Source organism: Paenibacillus sp. UASWS1643 (assembly GCF_008693195.1).
GTDB classification, from domain to species: Bacteria; Bacillota; Bacilli; order Paenibacillales; family Paenibacillaceae; genus Paenibacillus; species Paenibacillus amylolyticus_B.
Genome location: NZ_VXKZ01000080.1, coordinates 1 through 17332, shown reverse-complemented (window position 1 = coordinate 17332; position 17332 = coordinate 1). Strand labels below are relative to the sequence as shown.

The window sequence follows — 17332 nt, the reverse complement described above, 5'->3', positions numbered from 1 at the left end:
CGTATATCCTGTGGAGAATGCAGCGGTGATATTATACCCTCCGGTGTAGCCGTGAATATCCAAAACTTCACCGCAAAAGAATAGTCCAGGCAGCAGCTTGGATTCCATTGTTTTTGGGTATATCTCCTTTAAGTGGACTCCTCCCCCAGTAACAAAGGCTTCTTTGAGCGATCTCGTTCCGTCTGCACGGAAGGTAAAAGCCTTCATTAGCCCGCACAAGTTGCTTAACATACCTTTGGGAAAATGGTGGAACGTAAGGTCATCGCTGATCTCTGCCCGTTTCATCATTAAGGGAATCATGCGTTCAGGAACCCATGTTTTTAAAATGTTTTTGACAGCCTTGCGGGATTCTTGTTCCAATACCTGTTGCACCTGTGCTTCCAATGCACCTAGGGACAGCTCCGGGAACAGATCAATGCTCATAATGACCTGTGGGTTTCCAGACTTCATCTGAACCTTGCGGATAAATTGGCTGCAACGCAGTGCGACGGGTCCGGACACTCCAAAATGCGTGAAGATCATATCCCCGCGATGGGAGATGACTGTTTTTCCTTTGGCATCCACTACGGATAGAGCAATATCCCTCAAAGACAAACCTTGCAGTTCTTTGGACTGAATCCAACTCTCTCCAGACACAATGGGCACTTCGGTCGGATATAACTCCGTTATCGTGTGGCCCGCAGCCTCAGCCCAAGGATAACCGTCTCCGGTAGATCCGGTTTGGGGTACGGACTTGCCGCCGGTAGCGATGATGACAGAGCGCCCAAGAATAGTTTTACCGGATATCAATTTAACACCCTGTACCTGCTGACCATTCTGAATAATTTCCTTGACTGGTTCTTTGGTGCGAATCTCAACGCCGAGGGAGACAATCTTGCCTACAAGCGCATCCACAACTGTTTTCGCTTTATCGGTTACAGGAAACATTCTGCCGTTGTCTTCTTCTTTCAGGGCAATTCCGAGATTCTCGAAGAAACGCATGATTCCCTGGTTGTCCAGATTCTGAAACGAACTATATAAAAAGCGTCCATTGCCCGGAATATGTCGGATGAGTTCATCCGTTTCCTTGGCATTGGTTACATTGCATCGACCTCCGCCAGAGATGCCTAGTTTACGACCCAGTTGATCTCCTTTATCCAGCAGAAGCACGGAGGCTCCATGCTCGGCAGCAGCAACGCAAGCCATCAGGCCCGCAGATCCACCACCAATTACAATGACATCATACATATGTTATTACCCTCTTTTTTCATTGATTTTGTCTGTTTTACGTAAAATGTGTCTACTCCTGGCTTTTTCTGAAATATAATGGAGTTATGAGCAGTTCTATTGTGCAGTCTTAAGGGATATATTGTAATATACTGTCGCCTATGTTTTAATCAGAAATACATGAGGGAATGTGCAGGCAGAGGAGGAGATGGCATTGTGGTTGCGTTAAAGGACATGCTTTTACAAGTACTGCTGGCAGGGTCGGCGGTATTTCTGATTCCCTTATTCCGTCTGGTACTTTCCAAGCGGGCTATTGCCAGAATGGAACATGCCGGAACCGTTCATACCAGTTTTGCTGTGACAAGTGTCGCGAGCATGTTATTGTGTCTGCTGTTTTCGCTCTATGCAAGCCCGGTGGCCGTACCCATATCATTAAGCATCGTACCTGTGATACTTGTTATTTTGTATTGTAAGTCCGCTATAGGCGTAACGCTGTCCATTCTACATATTCTCTTCTATTTTCTTTTTGCGCATCCCTATGATCTGTACGGATTTCTCCTTCATACGGGCATTCTTCTCTATCCTATTGTATGGTTGTCTGCCAAACGATTCAAGCATAATACACCTTCTCGCAAAATGGCGATCCTCATCATCCTGATTACAATGGAACTGATTGTAACGAGTCTGTTATGGATCGCATCCCTCCAGAATGAATCCACATACTCTGCGACCTACATGATACTTACAGCACTTGGATATACCGCTGGAGCCATTGTTGCGGGCAGTCTGAGTCTGCTATGGCTGGAACGGATGAAGCAATATCGCGGGCTGGAGCAGCATCTCTCGGAAGTTCACCACCGATACATAGCTGAAACGGAGAAACTTCATCAGATTCTGAATGCAGTGCCTCTCTCCATTGCCACCGTAGATAAACAAGGCACAGTCATGTTTGTCAATGAGATGATGGAGCAAACCGCAAGGGAGCAGCTACCTTGTACCTCCACGCCTGATCTCATTGGACAGCCTGCCAGTCAATTTGTTGAACAAGGTCAGGCGGATAAGATGGATAAAAGCATTCGCAGAGCCATCGTTCATGGTGAGATTAGTGGGTTGACCGTTCGTTACGGTGCATACGTATTTCAGTCCCGAACCGTACCGATGTATGCCTTTTCAACAGAGTCTGCGAGAGAAGTTACAGGAGCCATGCTGATCATTCAGGATATCACGGAGCTTGAGATGTTGCGAAGTGAACTGGATAATGTGGATCGTCTCAGTCTGGTGGGGCAGATGGCTGCAAGCATTACGCATGAGGTACGTAATCCAATGGCGGTTGTGCGGGGTTTTCTTCAACTCATGCAGGAAAAGAGTCCTGACTCCCTCGATCACTATTACCGAATCGTTCTGGAAGAGCTGGACCGGGCCAACAGTATCATTAATGATTTCTTGTCTTTGGCTCAGAATCGTATTGCCGAGAAAGAAGAATCCCAGTTGCACGATATCATACATGAACTGAGTCCATTGTTATGGGCGGATGCGAACCTGCGTGGTCAGAGTATTGAACTCATGTTGGCCCATAATGTGCCGAAGCTGCATCTCAATTCTAAGGAAATCAAACAGGTGGTGTTGAACCTGGCCCGTAACGGGATGGAAGCCATGAATGAGAAGGGTGTGCTTACGCTGGAGACACGGATAGTGGATGATAAAGTGGAACTGTGTGTACGTGACACAGGACCTGGTCTACCCAGAGTGAAGAAGGAAAAGCTGTTTGAACCTTTCTATACGACAAAAGCCAAGGGAACCGGACTTGGATTGTCCATGTGCCTGAGTATTGTGGAACGACATAACGGAACCATTACTGTGGAATCGGAGGAAGGCCAGGGCACGACCTTCAAAGTGGCATTTGAACGTTAGTCATTCAGCATATTTTGCCAGACATTGAGACATAATATTATGGAAGAGGCCTTTCCGCAGGCGGTTTCTGAATCTTGCTTTCATTGCTTATGGATGTATAATAGGAATAGCACATCATTACATCCATAATGTTCGATATGAATGTAATGTTGTTTTGGAGAGTTATTCGCCTTTAATTCTATCGAGATCATAGAACAACCATTTATAAGGAGTGAAACCGAATGTCGATGTCATTTGATCAATACATGAAAGATATGGTTCAACCCATGCGGGATGAGTTAACTCGTCTAGGAATCCAGGAGTTGCGTACTCCTGAAGAAGTGGAAGCAAGTCTTCCGGATGCAAAAGGAACAGCGCTGGTTGTCATTAACTCTGTCTGCGGATGTGCCGCAGGTCAATGTCGCCCAGGTGTGTCCCAAGCACTTCAGCACGATATTACACCGGATCACCTGTACACTGTATTTGCTGGTCAGGACAAAGAAGCAACTGCAAAAGCACGTGAATTCTTTGCACCGTATCCTCCATCTTCACCGTCCATCGCTCTGATGAAAGACGGAGAACTCGTTCACTTTATCGAGCGTCATCAAGTGGAAGACCGTTCTGCAGAGGATATTGCGGCTGATCTCAAAAGTGCATTTGACCGTTACTGCCGTTAATTCGCTCCAATAGAACGCCCCGCCCTTCGGATCACCGATGCCGGGGCGTTTCATTTTGGATAGATAAGGTTATTGAACCATTCGGACCTTTCAAGCTGGACATCAAATTTCATTCATTTAGAAACGGGGTGTGTGAACGATGAGTTTGCAACAACAGATCATCGCTGAATTGAAGGTTAAACCAAGCATTAATGAAGAAGAGGAAGTACGCAAGCGTGTTGATTTTCTGAAGACGTATGTGAAAAATGCGGGTGCCAAGGGTTTGCTGATTGCGATCAGCGGCGGTATTGACAGTGCAGTGGCTACGGCGCTTTGCAAAAAAGCGACGGACGAGCTTACGCAAGAGAACAACCAAGAGTACAAAACGCTTGGTGTGTTCCAACCTTATGGTGAACAATCCGATATCGACCACAGCTACGCTGTAGCTAAAGCATACGATCTGAAGCATGTCGTGGAAACCAATATTGAAGATGCAGTTAACGAGATTGCGCTGGAAGTGGAGCAAGGTTTCAAATCCTTGGGAAGCCCACGCCATATGACTCATCAAGGCAAAGGTAATGTTAAGGCGAGAACTCGTATGGTTATGCAATATGCGCTTTCGTTTGAAGAGAACCTGCTCGTTGTAGGTACGGATCATGCGTCCGAAGCCATCACAGGCTTCTATACCAAATGGGGCGATGGCGCTGTGGATATCACGCCACTGAGTACCTTGAACAAACGTCAGGTACGCCAGCTGGCAGCATATCTGAACGTGCCACAGGCTATTTTGGACAAGGCACCATCTGCAGGACTATGGGAAGGTCAGACGGACGAAGATGAGCTGGGAATTTCGTATGAAGCGAACAGCGACTATCTCGAAGGCAAACAGATCGATCCGGCTGCACAAGAGCGCCTCGAAGCGTTCTATACGCGCACACATCACAAACGCAATGCCATCCCTGGTATCTAATACGGATGGATGAGCATGATCGTTATAGGCTGTTAACACCAATATTGAAATATCGTCCCTCTTAGGGAATGCAAAAAGAGTCACTGCTTACGGCAGTGACTCTTTTTGTTATGTGGAACGAGAAACCCCAAAAATCCAGGTGACTACTATATTAAAGATGAGTTAGCTACTCCAGTCTTTGATCTGTTGCAGGGTTTGGGTGATGGCTTGCTCCAGTTGCGGAGTGGTTTCTTTAAATGGATGTACCGTATTAAAGGTGTGGTTCCCTTCAGGTATCTGGTGCCATGGGATATCAGTGCGTGCTTGAACCAGTGCGGCAGAACCGGCACGCAGACGTTGGGGATCTTCTGTTCCCTGAATGAGTGCGACTCGCACAGGTGAAGAAGCCAAGCGATCAATGATAGCGTAACGTTTGCTATGCTTGTCCAGGTCTTCCAGAATGGACACGTCCAGTGGCATCTGCTGGCCAGTGCGTCCGTTAACGACATGGCTGCGGCCATGCGTACGCATTTCTTCTTTTTGCTCCGCTGTGAAGAGATCCAGATTGGTTACGCCGTTCCAGGAGATGACACCTGCCACCTGCTCGGGATGATCGAGTGCATAGACGAGACTTACGCCCGCGCCGCGGCTATGGCCAACCAGGTATACAGGAAGTCCAGTGAGTTCAGGTTGTGTAGCCACATGTTCCAGTACCAGGGCCAGATCGGCAAGCTCCCGGCTGTAGGTATTCACTGCGAACTTTTCAAGTTCAGAGAATTGCTCCAGATATTCGCCGATACCGTTGTGAGAGAAATTAAAGGTCAGCACATGATGTGTCTGGCTTAGCTGTGAAGCTGCATAGGGGAACATGCCCCAATCTTTGAAGCCTTTGTATCCGTGAGCCAGGATGATGACACCTTGAGCGGATTGTTGGGCAGGGAAAAAGTCTCCGCGAATGATCGCATCTACGTCAGTGGGTAATTCAAAAGTTATGGGCATTATTCAGACCTCCTAAGAATTTCAGACGATTCCTGATTCATATTTTAGCATATATGGTAATGCGGATAGGTACTCGCTTCTGATCGTCCCTCCTGCTACAATAGAATACGTGTTCGGAGAGTTACGGAACATGTGATTGAATGGAGATATTTTACAATGCATGTTCAAAAAGAGCGGTTTTCAGTACCAAGAAGGTGGGATGAAGGTAGAAATGGAGTAGCGGAGCGTAGGAGATACTACGTGAGCAACGGACATTTCGGCTGAATTCCATGTTCGAAGTTGATGATGCCAGTAGGCATCTTTCGTAATCAAAAGCGGACTTTTTGAACAACCTCTTACAGTATAAAAGATTAAGCGGGTGAAGCGTTGATGATATATGGCATAGGCAATGATGTGCTGGAGATTGGACGTATGCGGAAGCTGCTGTCCGGTCGCCATGCGGAAGCATTTCTGAAACGAATTTTAACGCCAGCAGAGCGGGAGATCGCGGTTCGTCGAGGGAAGCGGATGACGGAGTTTGTATCCGGTCGATTTGCAGCGAAAGAAGCGGTGTCCAAGGCATTTGGCTGCGGTATTGGTGGTGTCATGGGCTTCACTGACATTGAGGTGCTGCCTGATGGGACAGGACGTCCCGTGGCCTCGCTGTCCAGTCAAGCCTGGGAACGTCTACAGCTGCCATATGATAAGCAATATGACATTCATTTGAGTATTACACATCAGACGGAACTGGCAGCGGCCTTTGCGATCGTAGAACAGATGGAAAAGTAGCTAGCTTGGCAATAGGAGAGGACGGAAATATGGGTTTACAGGAACAGAAACAACATTTCAGCGTGAATTTGCTGGATTGGTATATGATCAACCGACGGGATTTACCGTGGCGGCGCCACAACAATCCGTATTTTACATGGGTATCAGAAATTATGCTTCAGCAGACGCGGGTTGATACGGTAATTCCGTATTTCAATCGTTTTATCGGGAACTTCCCGACCGTGCAGGCGTTGGCAGAAGCACCCGAAGAGGATGTGTTGAAAAATTGGGAGGGACTGGGCTATTACTCCCGTGCACGTAATCTTCAGGCAGCCGCGAGACAAGTCATGGAGCTGCACGGAGGCGAGATGCCTCAGGACAAGCAGGCTGTCTTCGCCTTAAAAGGGGTGGGCCCGTATACGGCCGGGGCCATTCTCAGCATTGCCTTTAATCAGCCGCAGCCTGCGGTAGATGGCAATGTTATGCGGGTCCTGTCCCGATACTTCCTCATTGATGAGGACATTATGAAGGGCAGCACCCGGGTGTTGATGGAAGAGCTCGCAGGAGAGCTCATTCCGGAAGGGCGGGCGCGTGATTTCAATCAGGCGCTGATGGAGCTTGGTGCGCTGGTGTGCACGCCCAAAGCGCCGCACTGCCTGACTTGTCCGGTCATGGAGCAATGTTCCGGCCGCATCGCTGGAAGAGAGCTTACGCTGCCGGTCAAGACCAAGGCGAAGCCGCCGCGCCCTGAGCAGCGGTTGGTCGCGATTGTGGAGGGCTGCGGGGATCACCGCGGCCAAGTACTTGTGCGCCAGCGCCCAGACACAGGCCTGCTGGCCCGCATGTGGGAGCTGCCGCATGTGCTCGCGGCGCCCGCCGCAGCCAGCAAGAAGGCGGCGCCGCTGGCGGATGAGCCGGCCATGGCATTGCTGGCCGGCAGTCTGTGGGCGGAAGGCTTCGCTGCCCGCCCGGAAGGGCTGGCTACCCATGCGGAGCATGTGTTCAGCCACATTGTCTGGAGCCTGCAGGTGTACAAGTGTACCGAGCAGGACCAGAGCAGTGAGCTTCCGCTGATCGCAGCGGAAGCCAGAGCCGCCTACGATGCACAGGCGGCAACAAGGGAGGGCACAGCCTCATTATCAGCTGCAGACACAACGCATTCATCGGAGCCAGGCACGCCTAATACGCAGAACATCTCAACATCGCTTAACGATGGAGAGAGGTTGATGTCATCATCTGACGTTAGTGACCTAGCACTGAGTACTACGACACTGACAGGTAAAGGTGATGGCTTGACCTACCGCTGGATCGGTCCGGAAGATATGGACAAGATGGCATTCCCCAACATATTTCTAAAGCTGATCGGCAGTTATTTTGCCGGTGCGTTTGATCAAGTGAATGATTAAATGGGGGAGCTAACGAACCAGAGTGACGATATCATAGCCCAATCAACCCAAAAGTGCCCTTCAAAGCCCGTATTTGGGGAAATAGCCAAAACACCCATTAACTATAGCGATAGCAAAAAGAGAGCCTGATCACGGTCACGATGACCGAATCAGGCTCTCTTTTATGTTAACTGTTGCATGCAAACAATCTTATTTTGCAGAAGCGTAACGTTTGTTCACTTCATCCCAGTTGATTACATTCCAGAAAGCGCCGATGTAATCAGGACGTTTGTTTTGATATTTCAGGTAGTAAGCGTGCTCCCATACATCCAGGCCCAGAACCGGAGTCAGACCTTCGAAGAGAGGGCTGTCTTGGTTAGGTGTGCTAGTGATGGACAACTTGCCATCTTTGCCAACTACGAGCCAAGCCCAGCCGGAACCGAAGCGAGTTGTAGCTGCTTTAGCGAAATCTTCTTTGAATTTATCAAAGCCACCCAGTTCGCTATCGATTGCTGCTGCGATATCACCTGTAGGAGCGCCGCCGCCGTTAGGTCCAATGATTTCCCAGAACAAGCTGTGGTTAGCATGTCCACCACCATTGTTGCGAACCGCTGTGCGGATGCCTTCAGGTACGCTGTCAAGGTTAGCAATCAGATCTTCCAAACTTTTTTCTTGCAGTTCAGGAGCACTTTCCAGAGCTGCGTTCAAGTTGGTTACATAAGTATTGTGATGGCGATCGTGGTGGATTTCCATCGTTTGTGCATCGATATGTGGTTCCAGTGCGTCGTTAGCGTAAGGAAGTGCCGGTAATTGAAAAGCCATAATGAAATACCTCCTGAGATTTTAGGTTTTTTTGAAATCAGGTACATATGTAATAATACCCTTGCCACTATTATTAAACCGCATTCGGGCTAATTAAGCAACATTTTTGTTTATTAAGTCCCCCGAGGCGTTGATCTAATGATGGGCCAGAGATAACAAACATATTTTACCCTTTATGCAACTATTTATGTGTTTTCAGGCGTTAAAATGGATGTGAAGTTTAATATTTGTATGTAAACGTTTACAATTAAGCGCTTTCAAAAGAAAATGCGTGTTTTATGGAGAAAAGTATGGTTTAATTGACGAAGAAGCGGTATTTTCTCGTTTTTTGTCATTATATGAACATTGGGTTTTTGGTAAAAAGGGATTCCCTTTTTGTAAAAAACCTCATCTAAGCTAACGAAAAGGGAGATTTAAGACATGCACGTTCGTTCCTTTCAGTTGAGTGATGCAAGCCAGATGACGGAGCTTCTCCAGGTTGCACTATCGGAAGAGTGTTATGAGAACACGATGGGCCCGTTTGCCCGTCAATTGTCATGGGATTCTGACCTGATCATGGTTGCGGAAGAAGAGGGAGACCTCGTAGGCGCTTTGATCGGTACGATTGATCACAACCAGGGTTGTATCTACCGTATTGCGGTACATCCAGACTATCGTCGCCGTGGAGTCGGCAAAACACTTGTCGAGGCTATGGAACAGCGGTTCCAGCAGCGTAAAGTCAGTCAGGTATGGGTGGCGGGTGATGAGCACAACAAAGTAGCCATGCCTCTATATGAAGCAATGGGTTACGGTGCCAATCAGATTATGAGCGCTTTCCAGACTCTTAGTATTTTGTCCAAAGCTTAGTTTGCATGTTTAAAAAGAAATAAAAGAAGATTTCCATTTCATATTAGGCATATCTCTTTAACGTGTAAAAAACGTGAGGGATGTGCCTTTCTATTTGTATGAGCGTTCTTTACGTAATATTCCTCTGGTTTTCTCATTCTCTGATCATGCTTCGGTGTCTCCCAATTCGATTAGACCACTGCGCTATCCCGGCTGTATTCACGATAACGAAGGTATTGGTGCTCATAACCAATTGTTTCACTCTCCCAAATGAAGTAGACTGAAAGGGAGTATGGTTACCATGTTACAAGTTTAATTCAACTATTTAATAAATGAGGTGTCCCTTTGAATTCCAATAATCATTCAATGGAACATGTGACTTCCGAGGAACATAATGAACCGCCAAAGCCTGAACAACCGGGGAAATCATGGGTTGTCGAGCTGTGGGACTGGGTCAAAACGATTGTTGTTGCTTTTGTAATCATGATGCTGCTGAACCTGTTTGTGTTTAATCTGTCAATGGTCAAGGGACAGTCCATGCAGCCGACACTGGTTGAGCGAGATCGCCTTTTTGTCAACAAAATCGTATACCATCTGGGTACTCCTTCCCGATCAGATGTGATCGTACTTCGTGATCCAAGTGAAGGTGTAGAGAAGAAGGATTTTCTGGTGAAACGGATCGTTGGACTTCCGGGAGATACAATTGAAGTTAGGGATCACCATCTATATGTGAACGGCGAGCAACAAGCGGAAACGTACACCGATATTGAGGTGCAGGACCCTGATTTTGGCCCAATCACACTGGAGCCGGATCATTTCTTCGTGATGGGGGATAATCGTCATGAAGGCAAAAGTAAGGATAGCCGCGTGTTTGGCAGTATTACATCCGACCAGATTGTAGGTAAGGCTGAATTTATTTTCTGGCCATTTTCTGAATTGAAGAAATTGTAAAATGCTGACAGGACAACAACTTCAGACTGCATTTTGCGTTAAACCATATAGACTCGTTCCGTTTGAATTCAAGTATGCAAGGCATATATAGAAATTAACGCCTGTCCTCTTACCGTGAGGCGGGCGTTCACTATTTACGGAATAAGTGTCGGAAGAAGAGAGGGAAGAGAAATGACGAGCGTACAGACCGGGGCAGCACAGGATGCCTCCGTATGGGAGAAGTTAAAACAGGAGATCAAGGCAGCTGGCCCCGGACTGGGCATTGATGATATCGGATTTGCTTCTGCTGATCCCTTTGTTTCCCTAAAGTCGCTGCTGGAGCAGTCGCGGGATAAGGGGTATGCTTCAGGCTTTGAAGAGCCGGATATTGAAAAAAGGGTGCACCCCGCCTTAAAAGATGGCGAGCCCGCTTCACTTATTGCTATAGCTGTGGCATACCCATCCAAGATGGTAAATCCGCCGAAGTCGGAGCCAGGAGCCTACCGGGGGATTTTTGCCCGTTCGGCTTGGGGGCAGGACTATCATCAGGTCCTGCGTGCAGCGATGGACAAGCTGGTAAACTTTATACGTGAACGTGTACCTGAGGCCATGATCGAAAGTATGGTAGACACCGGGGCATTGGTGGATCGTGCGGTGTCCCAGCGTGCGGGGATTGGTTTTAGCGCCAAAAACTGTGCCATTATATCACCCAAATTCGGTTCATGGATTTTTCTCGGGGAACTGGTAACGAATATTCCTTTTCAACCAGACACACCTGTGACCGAGGACTGCGGTGAATGTACAAAATGTATTGATGCCTGCCCTACAGGAGCATTGGTGGGGCCGGGACAGCTGAATGCACAGCGTTGCATTTCATTTGTGACCCAGACGAAAGGGTTCGTCGATGAAGAGTTTATGCTGAAAATTGGAAACCGCCTGTACGGTTGTGATACGTGCCAGATTGTCTGTCCGAAGAACCGGGGCAAGAACTGGGATCACCATCCCGAGTTTCATCCCGATCCGGAGATTGTGAAGCCACTCCTGCTGCCGCTACTGGACATTGGTAACCGGGAATTCAAGGAACGTTTCGGTCAGAGTTCCGCCGCTTGGCGGGGCAAGAAGCCGATTCAACGCAACGCCGTTATTGCCCTGGGCAATTTCAAAGACAAAAGTGCTGTACCCAAACTTACAGAAGTATTAAAACGTGATCCACGCCCCGAGTTGCGGGGAACCGCAGCTTGGGCGTTAAGCAGAATTGGAGGAGAAGACGCCATGAGAGCAATTGGGGAAGCTGCCGCTAACGAACAAGATGGGAACGTACTAAGCATGCTGCAGAAGGCCGAGGAGCGACTGAGTTCGTCCGAGACCTTACCCAAACAGCCACAGGCTGGGCAAGTGAGTGAGAAGCAGCCAGAGGAACAGAACAACGAGCACAATGCCTTGCGTGCGTTACAACAGGATTTGAAAATGGAAGCTGGGATTGAACCGGGTAGTGAGCAGTCTGCACAGCCTGCCAAACCGGAAGCCGCAGCGTGGAAACCTTCAGCCGTTACGGGTCTTCATGGCAAGCCCGTATACTACGATGAGGTACTAACACCGATTGGTACTCTTACGATATGCGCGACGGATGAAGGGCTGTGTCATATAGATTTTGGCGCCTTTCACGTACGGGAAGCTCATCTGCAACAATGGGCCCGCATCTGGATTGGCGAGTATCGATATGAGAAGAATGAAGAGAAGCTCAGCGAAGCTGCTAAACAGTTAAAGGAGTATTTTGCAGGGGAGAGAAAAACGTTCGACTTGCAGCTTGATCCGCTTGGAACACCATTCCAGCTACAAGTATGGCAAGTTCTGTCCGATATATCTTATGGAGAGGCCTCATCACACCAACAGGTTGCGGAAATCATCGGCAGACCCAAGGCTGTTCGTGCAGTTCTGGACGCCATTAGCAAGAATCCGATTCCGATTATTATTCCCTGTCACCGTATCAGTGGTAAAGACGGTACCCTGGTGGGTTATGTAGGCGGTCTGCAAACCAAGGAGCAATTGCTCGCATTGGAGCAGCTATCGTAAGAGCGGGGGACGTTCATGAAGTATGTAAACGTGGAGAGCGTGGAAGCGGGGGAGCTTCTGGGCAAGACGGTATATTCCAGTAACGGCACGGTATTGCTGTCTGCCGGAGTCCAGCTCACCGTATACATGGTCAATACGCTGAAGCGTATTGGCGTGACCATGTTATACATCCAGGATGAAGCGTATAAAGATGTGGATACAGAAGACATTCTGGATGAAACCACGAAACGGGCAATAATTAACGAAATGAGTGTCACACTCGAATCCATTCGCTCCGGGAAAGACTGGAGTCCCAGAAAGGTTGCCCTCAGTATAGAGAAGTTGCTGAATGATGTACTGAACGGGCGTGAACTGTTAGTGCAGCTCACCGATATTCGTACCAAAGACAACGCACAGTATGTTCATGCGATGAATGTATGTTTGTTGTCTTCGGTCATCGGACTGAATATGGGACTCAATTATAATCAACTGAAGGACCTTGCTGTGGGGGCATTATTGCATGATATTGGCAAAGTGGGGGAACCTCCGGGCAGTGGCTCTGCTGCGAATTCTTCGCTGCACCATACATGGCGTGGATTCGAAGTGATTAAGAACAAACGGGAGTTCAGTCTGTTGGTCGCCCATACAGCCCTGCAACATCATGAGCATGTAGATGGTACAGGCATGCCGAGAGGGATCAAGGGGAGTGACATTCATCTGTTTGCGAGAATCGTTAGTGTGGCTAATATCTATGATAATCTCATTAATGGTTTATCCAAGGACAGTTTGATGCCACATGAGGCCTGTGAAGAGATGATGGCGTTGTCAGGTACAAAGCTGGACCGGGACATTCTGATTGAGTTCAACAAGAGTGTATCCGTGTATCCCAATGGTACAGCGGTACGACTATCCACCAAAGAGACTGGAGTCATTGTGCGTCAACATCGGGGATTGCCCGGCAGACCTGTAATCAGGGTGGCGCGCGGGAGTACGCGTTATTCTCTGGATGTGGTTGAAATCGATCTGGCTCAGCATACAACCGTTTTCATTGAAGCTGTCATGACGTAGCTTGTGTGCGGTTCAACTGGAAAATCCGTTTGCTCAAGGCGTGCGGAAATGCTATGATACTTTCAGGAAATCCGGTCTGTGTCAGGTTTGCAACATGTGTGTTAAACATCATGAAGTGACACGGATTATCAGGCTTTTTAGAATGCATACAGAGGTGTCTAAGAGATGGATATTGTTATACCGATTATCACATTGATTGTTGGTCTGGTCGGGGGATTTTTCATCGGGGTGTTCTACTTGCGTAAACAACTTGAGAAAATGCAAAGCAATCCGGACATGCTTCAGAAAATGGCGAAGCAAATGGGCTACAACCTGAATGGCAAGCAAATGCAGCGTGCCCAGCAGATGATGAAGAATCAGCAGCCAGGAGCGAAAATGCCTCAGCCGCAACAGCATCCTGCGCGTAAAAGTTCGGGCCGCCGAAAATAATAGCAGGGAATAACTGCTTAAAGTGCGTGTTCAAAAAGTTGGGTCGGACTTTTTGAACAACCTCTTACAGTAGTGGTTCGAAAGGAGGCGTTTGGCAGTGGCTGGCGTTAAAGATTATTTGAATTCAAAAGTATCCGACAATCGGGAAAAGATCGAGTATCATGTAGAGCAGATCCTGAAATTGATCGGAGAAGATAGTACACGTGAAGGGCTGCTTGAAACGCCTGCACGTGTAACCCGAATGTATGAAGAAATTTTTGGTGGATATGAAGTGGACCCGCGCGATGTGCTCGGTGTCACGTTTGACGAGAACCATGAAGAACTGGTTATCGTCAAGGATATTGTCTACTACAGTCAGTGTGAGCACCACATGGCGCCGTTCTTTGGCAAGGTGCACATTGGGTATGTACCAAGCGGCAAGATCGTTGGTCTGAGCAAAATGGCTCGTCTGGTCGAAGCAGTAACACGTCGCCTGCAGGTTCAGGAACGTATTACTTCACAGATCGCTGACATTCTGACAGAGGCCGTTGAACCTCATGGAGTTATGGTCGTTGTGGAAGGCGAGCACTTGTGCATGTGTTCCCGCGGCGTGAAGAAACCGGGAAGCAAGACGGTAACGTCTGCTGTACGTGGTTCTTTCCGTGAGAATCCGGCACAACGTGCGGAGTTCTTGTCTTTGGTGAAAGATTAAGATCAGGTATGTCCACTCGCTGGACAAGCCGGGTGAGTAAGTTCCTCTGGTTTTGGAAGCAGCAGTTTCTAAGCCATAGGATGTGATATAAATAAGCCGTGTTCCCTGGGAACCGGCTTATTTATATATGCGTTGTCATTCCTATATACTGGATACATATGAATTCGTTAAGCCGGAGGTAATGGAACGATGAGTGTACCTTCCCATTCAGATCAACCGGTTCAGCCGGAAAAGGGACTACAGGCAGATAAGCAGGTTTCATTGCGTCTGCAAATCTGGGAGACACCACTCATGCGACAAGGCAGTAGTGTACTCGAAGCTTTTGCTTGGGAAGAAGTCATGTGCAGGCGGGTTGGGGCAGGGCATCTGCCTGTTGCACATATATGGAGACACCCAGATGCCTTTGTAGCAGGTCTGCGTGACCGCAGGTTGCCACAGGCTGTAGAAGCGATGGAACAGATTAGAAGCCAAGGGACAGCGATCTGTGTTCGGCCTTCCGGTGGAGCGGCAGTACCCTTGAACCCAGGGGTGGTCAACCTGTCGCTGATTCTGCCTAACCCCGGACATGCCATCAATATTCATGATGATTTCCGGGAGATGGCTTCGATTATTGCCGAGTCGCTAACGCCGTGGTCGAATCAGGCGCAAACTGGTGAGGTTCAGGGTGCTTTTTGCCCGGGAGACTATGATGTCAGTGTAGGTGGGTTGAAATTCTGTGGTATTGCCCAGCGCAGGCAGGCAAAGGCGTATATTATTACTGCTTTTATCATCGTGGAAGGTCAGGGAGATCAACTGGCAGCGGACGTGCGTCAATTTTATCAGCATGCAGCAGGTGGGGCGAGTGAAGGGTATCCGGATGTTCAACCTGGCACGATGGCAAGTCTGAAGGAGTTGGCAGGTGTCCCTTCGGCGGCAGCATATACCGCCTCTTTGGTTCGAACTCTGCGTGATCGCTATCCACAGGCGGAAGCCAGCAGGGTGCTTAGCGTTGGCTCTGAAGAAGTACGTCTGACAGCTGAGCAGATGAAACTGCGCTATGATTGAGTTCTTGATAATCGGACTTGGAATTGGGTAATAGAGATGATATGATGTGATTTCGGAAGGAGAGTGTTAGGATGGAAACGTTGAGATATACGTACTTATATGAGGTTGTATCTACAGGCGAAAAGTCTGAGTTCAGCCAAATGGCAACAAGCAAGGAAGAGGCTGCTGCACTGATCGTTGCTCGTATTGCCGATCTGGAGTTTACAGATGAGGCTGATATCAAGTTGGGCGATCTGATCGCCATTAGCAAACAGGTTGGCGACAACTATGTGGCGTGCGAGGGCTGTGCTTCTTAAGTGAGCATTTTTGCAATAGGAAGTCTCTCAAAATACAAGCAAGTCTCTTTTTAAAAGAGGCTTGCTTTTTTGTCTACACCATAAGAGATATCTTTCAGTCATTCGGCTGGAGATATCTCCTTTTTTCTCTAATCCATCTAACCCCAAGCTTAATAAGGCGGCCACAACAACTTGCGTGCCGTTTCGTAACGCTCGGCAACAGCGGGCCAGTAGACAACGTTCCACCAATCCTCGATATACTTTTTGCGTTCGTTTTGATGTTTCAGATAGTAGGCGTGTTCCCACACATCCAGTGGCAGGAGTGGTACGATATCGGACTGGGACAGGTTCTGGTGTTTTTCCGCTTGCAAAATCTCCAATCGATGTGCTCTCGGGCTCCAGACAAGCATCGCCCAGCCACTGCCTTCCACTTTGTTCGCAGCTTCTGTGAATTGATTCTTAAACGCTTCATAACTTCCGAAATCCCGCTTGATCTGCTCCGCCAGCATACCGGAAGGTTTGCCGCCGCCAGCAGGGTTCATAATTGTCCAGAAGATCGTATGCAGGTAGTGACCTGCGCCGTTGAAGGCGAGTTCACGTTCCCAATGCTTGATGAGTTCGAAGTTATTCTTTTTTCGCGATTCCGCCAGCTTTTTCTCTGCTACATTTAGTCCGTCCACATAAGATTGATGGTGTTTGTCATGATGGATACGCATCGTCAGCTCATCAATATGTGGCTCCAGCGCATTGTACGCATAGGGAAGGGGAGGCAGTGTGTGTCCTCCAATGGGAACCGGCTTTTCTTTTACGGGAGGTGCTGTAGAACTGGGCGTGGCTTGTATTGTTCCGGTAGAAGGCGGTTGAACGGTTGCGGATTGGATCTGAGCTGAAGCGGCAGGTGCATTTACATTCCCCTCTGGAGAAGTTGGAGCTTCTGAAGCTTGGCGTTGGATGTTTCCTGACCCTGACGTATGCAGCGCATTTTCCAGAAAAAGTGATGGCTCCGAATCCGTTTCACGCAAGGTACCAGGTTGGCTAAGCGTATCCAATACGCCCAGAAAATACTCCGATTCGCGGATAAAATGCAGAATAAGTACTTTGGCAAGTGGTACAGCTTGCACAGCAGCACTTTGTTCCAGAAGAACATACAGCTGTTTGATGAACTCTCTCGATTGCTGCCGAGCTGCCAACACAAGTTGATCGATACAACGAACGATGTAGGGGGCAGGCGGATGGGTTCCAGGCAATAGTTGTTTTAAAAGCTGATTGGCTACTCGCTCACTGTTTGCAAAGGTAGCCTCCCATTCCTCCAGTAGCTTGACGTATGGGGGCTCCAGATCAGGAACCAGGGCACGAATGACGAG

At 48.4% G+C, this 17332-nt stretch carries 17 protein-coding genes; 13 read left to right on the top strand and 4 right to left on the bottom strand.

All coding sequences use genetic code 11. The features are described 5' to 3' along the window. A partial coding sequence (locus FE296_RS00635; protein WP_150364019.1) for a BaiN/RdsA family NAD(P)/FAD-dependent oxidoreductase occupies positions 1–1227 on the bottom strand: 1227 nt, incomplete at its 3' end. A gap of 195 nt (positions 1228–1422) precedes the next feature. Here FE296_RS00635 and FE296_RS00630 point away from each other — a divergent pair. The 3 genes from FE296_RS00630 (at position 1423) to nadE (ending at position 4722) form a co-directional block, all read left to right on the top strand. After that, complete coding sequence (locus FE296_RS00630; RefSeq protein WP_190944974.1) at positions 1423–3117, top strand: two-component system sensor histidine kinase NtrB; 1695 nt, start codon at positions 1423–1425, stop codon at positions 3115–3117. Between the two features lie 221 nt (positions 3118–3338). Beyond that, complete coding sequence (locus tag FE296_RS00625) at positions 3339–3773, top strand: BrxA/BrxB family bacilliredoxin (RefSeq protein ID WP_091038991.1); 435 nt, start codon at positions 3339–3341, stop codon at positions 3771–3773. A gap of 139 nt (positions 3774–3912) precedes the next feature. Then, complete coding sequence (gene nadE, locus FE296_RS00620; RefSeq protein ID WP_047841401.1) at positions 3913–4722, top strand: ammonia-dependent NAD(+) synthetase; 810 nt, start codon at positions 3913–3915, stop codon at positions 4720–4722. A 162-nt stretch (positions 4723–4884) separates the two neighbouring features. On the opposite strand, the gene FE296_RS00615 is transcribed toward nadE, so the two are convergent. Next, positions 4885–5700 (bottom strand): alpha/beta hydrolase family protein, encoded by an 816-nt coding sequence (locus FE296_RS00615; RefSeq protein WP_150364017.1) that lies wholly within the window; start codon positions 5698–5700, stop codon positions 4885–4887. Between the two features lie 369 nt (positions 5701–6069). Between FE296_RS00615 and acpS the strand changes: the two genes are divergently transcribed. Further along, complete coding sequence (acpS, locus tag FE296_RS00610; RefSeq protein WP_076216711.1) at positions 6070–6468, top strand: holo-ACP synthase; 399 nt, start codon at positions 6070–6072, stop codon at positions 6466–6468. A gap of 29 nt (positions 6469–6497) precedes the next feature. After that, complete coding sequence (gene mutY, locus FE296_RS00605) at positions 6498–7853, top strand: A/G-specific adenine glycosylase (protein ID WP_150364016.1); 1356 nt, start codon at positions 6498–6500, stop codon at positions 7851–7853. 189 nt (positions 7854–8042) lie between these two features. Here the strand turns inward: mutY and FE296_RS00600 are convergent, their stop codons facing one another. Continuing rightward, positions 8043–8654, bottom strand: a complete 612-nt coding sequence (locus FE296_RS00600; protein ID WP_150364015.1) for a superoxide dismutase — start codon at positions 8652–8654, stop codon at positions 8043–8045. Between the two features lie 420 nt (positions 8655–9074). Here FE296_RS00600 and FE296_RS00595 point away from each other — a divergent pair, with 420 nt between their 5' ends. From FE296_RS00595 to FE296_RS00560, 8 genes are all read left to right on the top strand, one after another. Continuing rightward, entirely contained in the window at positions 9075–9500 is a 426-nt protein-coding gene (locus tag FE296_RS00595; RefSeq protein ID WP_017690782.1) for a GNAT family N-acetyltransferase, read from the top strand. Between the two features lie 345 nt (positions 9501–9845). Continuing rightward, positions 9846–10430: a signal peptidase I gene (gene lepB, locus FE296_RS00590; protein ID WP_124118789.1), complete on the top strand. Its 585-nt coding sequence runs from the start codon at positions 9846–9848 to the stop codon at positions 10428–10430. 171 nt (positions 10431–10601) lie between these two features. Beyond that, on the top strand, positions 10602–12482 hold the full coding sequence (gene queG, locus FE296_RS00585) for a tRNA epoxyqueuosine(34) reductase QueG (RefSeq protein WP_150364014.1): 1881 nt from the start codon (positions 10602–10604) through the stop codon (positions 12480–12482). A gap of 15 nt (positions 12483–12497) precedes the next feature. Next, positions 12498–13529 (top strand): HD-GYP domain-containing protein, encoded by a 1032-nt coding sequence (locus tag FE296_RS00580; protein ID WP_124118754.1) that lies wholly within the window; start codon positions 12498–12500, stop codon positions 13527–13529. 165 nt (positions 13530–13694) lie between these two features. Continuing rightward, a complete protein-coding gene (locus FE296_RS00575; protein ID WP_017690778.1) occupies positions 13695–13958 on the top strand; it encodes a YneF family protein in 264 nt (87 codons plus the stop codon). 97 nt (positions 13959–14055) lie between these two features. Continuing rightward, on the top strand, positions 14056–14649 hold the full coding sequence (gene folE, locus FE296_RS00570; RefSeq protein WP_036668229.1) for a GTP cyclohydrolase I FolE: 594 nt from the start codon (positions 14056–14058) through the stop codon (positions 14647–14649). Between the two features lie 189 nt (positions 14650–14838). Then, positions 14839–15693, top strand: coding sequence for a lipoate--protein ligase family protein (locus tag FE296_RS00565; RefSeq protein ID WP_150364013.1), 855 nt, complete (start codon positions 14839–14841; stop codon positions 15691–15693). Between the two features lie 71 nt (positions 15694–15764). Then, positions 15765–15989, top strand: coding sequence for a hypothetical protein (locus FE296_RS00560; protein WP_091039003.1), 225 nt, complete (start codon positions 15765–15767; stop codon positions 15987–15989). Between the two features lie 149 nt (positions 15990–16138). On the opposite strand, the gene FE296_RS00555 is transcribed toward FE296_RS00560, so the two are convergent. After that, positions 16139–17332 (bottom strand): Fe-Mn family superoxide dismutase (locus FE296_RS00555; protein WP_150364012.1); only part of this gene is annotated, 1194 nt, incomplete at its 5' end.

What these genes read in the sequence shown, in the direction of transcription:
- queG (WP_150364014.1), top strand. Translation starts at nt 10,602, where the DNA reads ATGACGAGCGTACAGACCGGGGCAGCACAGGATGCCTCCGTATGGGAG.
- FE296_RS00565 (WP_150364013.1), top strand. Translation starts at nt 14,839, where the DNA reads ATGAGTGTACCTTCCCATTCAGATCAACCGGTTCAGCCGGAAAAGGGA.
- acpS (WP_076216711.1), top strand. Translation starts at nt 6,070, where the DNA reads ATGATATATGGCATAGGCAATGATGTGCTGGAGATTGGACGTATGCGG.
- nadE (WP_047841401.1), top strand. Translation starts at nt 3,913, where the DNA reads ATGAGTTTGCAACAACAGATCATCGCTGAATTGAAGGTTAAACCAAGC.
- FE296_RS00575 (WP_017690778.1), top strand. Translation starts at nt 13,695, where the DNA reads ATGGATATTGTTATACCGATTATCACATTGATTGTTGGTCTGGTCGGG.
- lepB (WP_124118789.1), top strand. Translation starts at nt 9,846, where the DNA reads ATGGAACATGTGACTTCCGAGGAACATAATGAACCGCCAAAGCCTGAA.
- FE296_RS00560 (WP_091039003.1), top strand. Translation starts at nt 15,765, where the DNA reads ATGGAAACGTTGAGATATACGTACTTATATGAGGTTGTATCTACAGGC.
- FE296_RS00600 (WP_150364015.1), bottom strand. Translation starts at nt 8,654, where the DNA reads ATGGCTTTTCAATTACCGGCACTTCCTTACGCTAACGACGCACTGGAA.
- FE296_RS00615 (WP_150364017.1), bottom strand. Translation starts at nt 5,700, where the DNA reads ATGCCCATAACTTTTGAATTACCCACTGACGTAGATGCGATCATTCGC.
- FE296_RS00625 (WP_091038991.1), top strand. Translation starts at nt 3,339, where the DNA reads ATGTCGATGTCATTTGATCAATACATGAAAGATATGGTTCAACCCATG.
- mutY (WP_150364016.1), top strand. Translation starts at nt 6,498, where the DNA reads ATGGGTTTACAGGAACAGAAACAACATTTCAGCGTGAATTTGCTGGAT.
- FE296_RS00580 (WP_124118754.1), top strand. Translation starts at nt 12,498, where the DNA reads ATGAAGTATGTAAACGTGGAGAGCGTGGAAGCGGGGGAGCTTCTGGGC.
- FE296_RS00595 (WP_017690782.1), top strand. Translation starts at nt 9,075, where the DNA reads ATGCACGTTCGTTCCTTTCAGTTGAGTGATGCAAGCCAGATGACGGAG.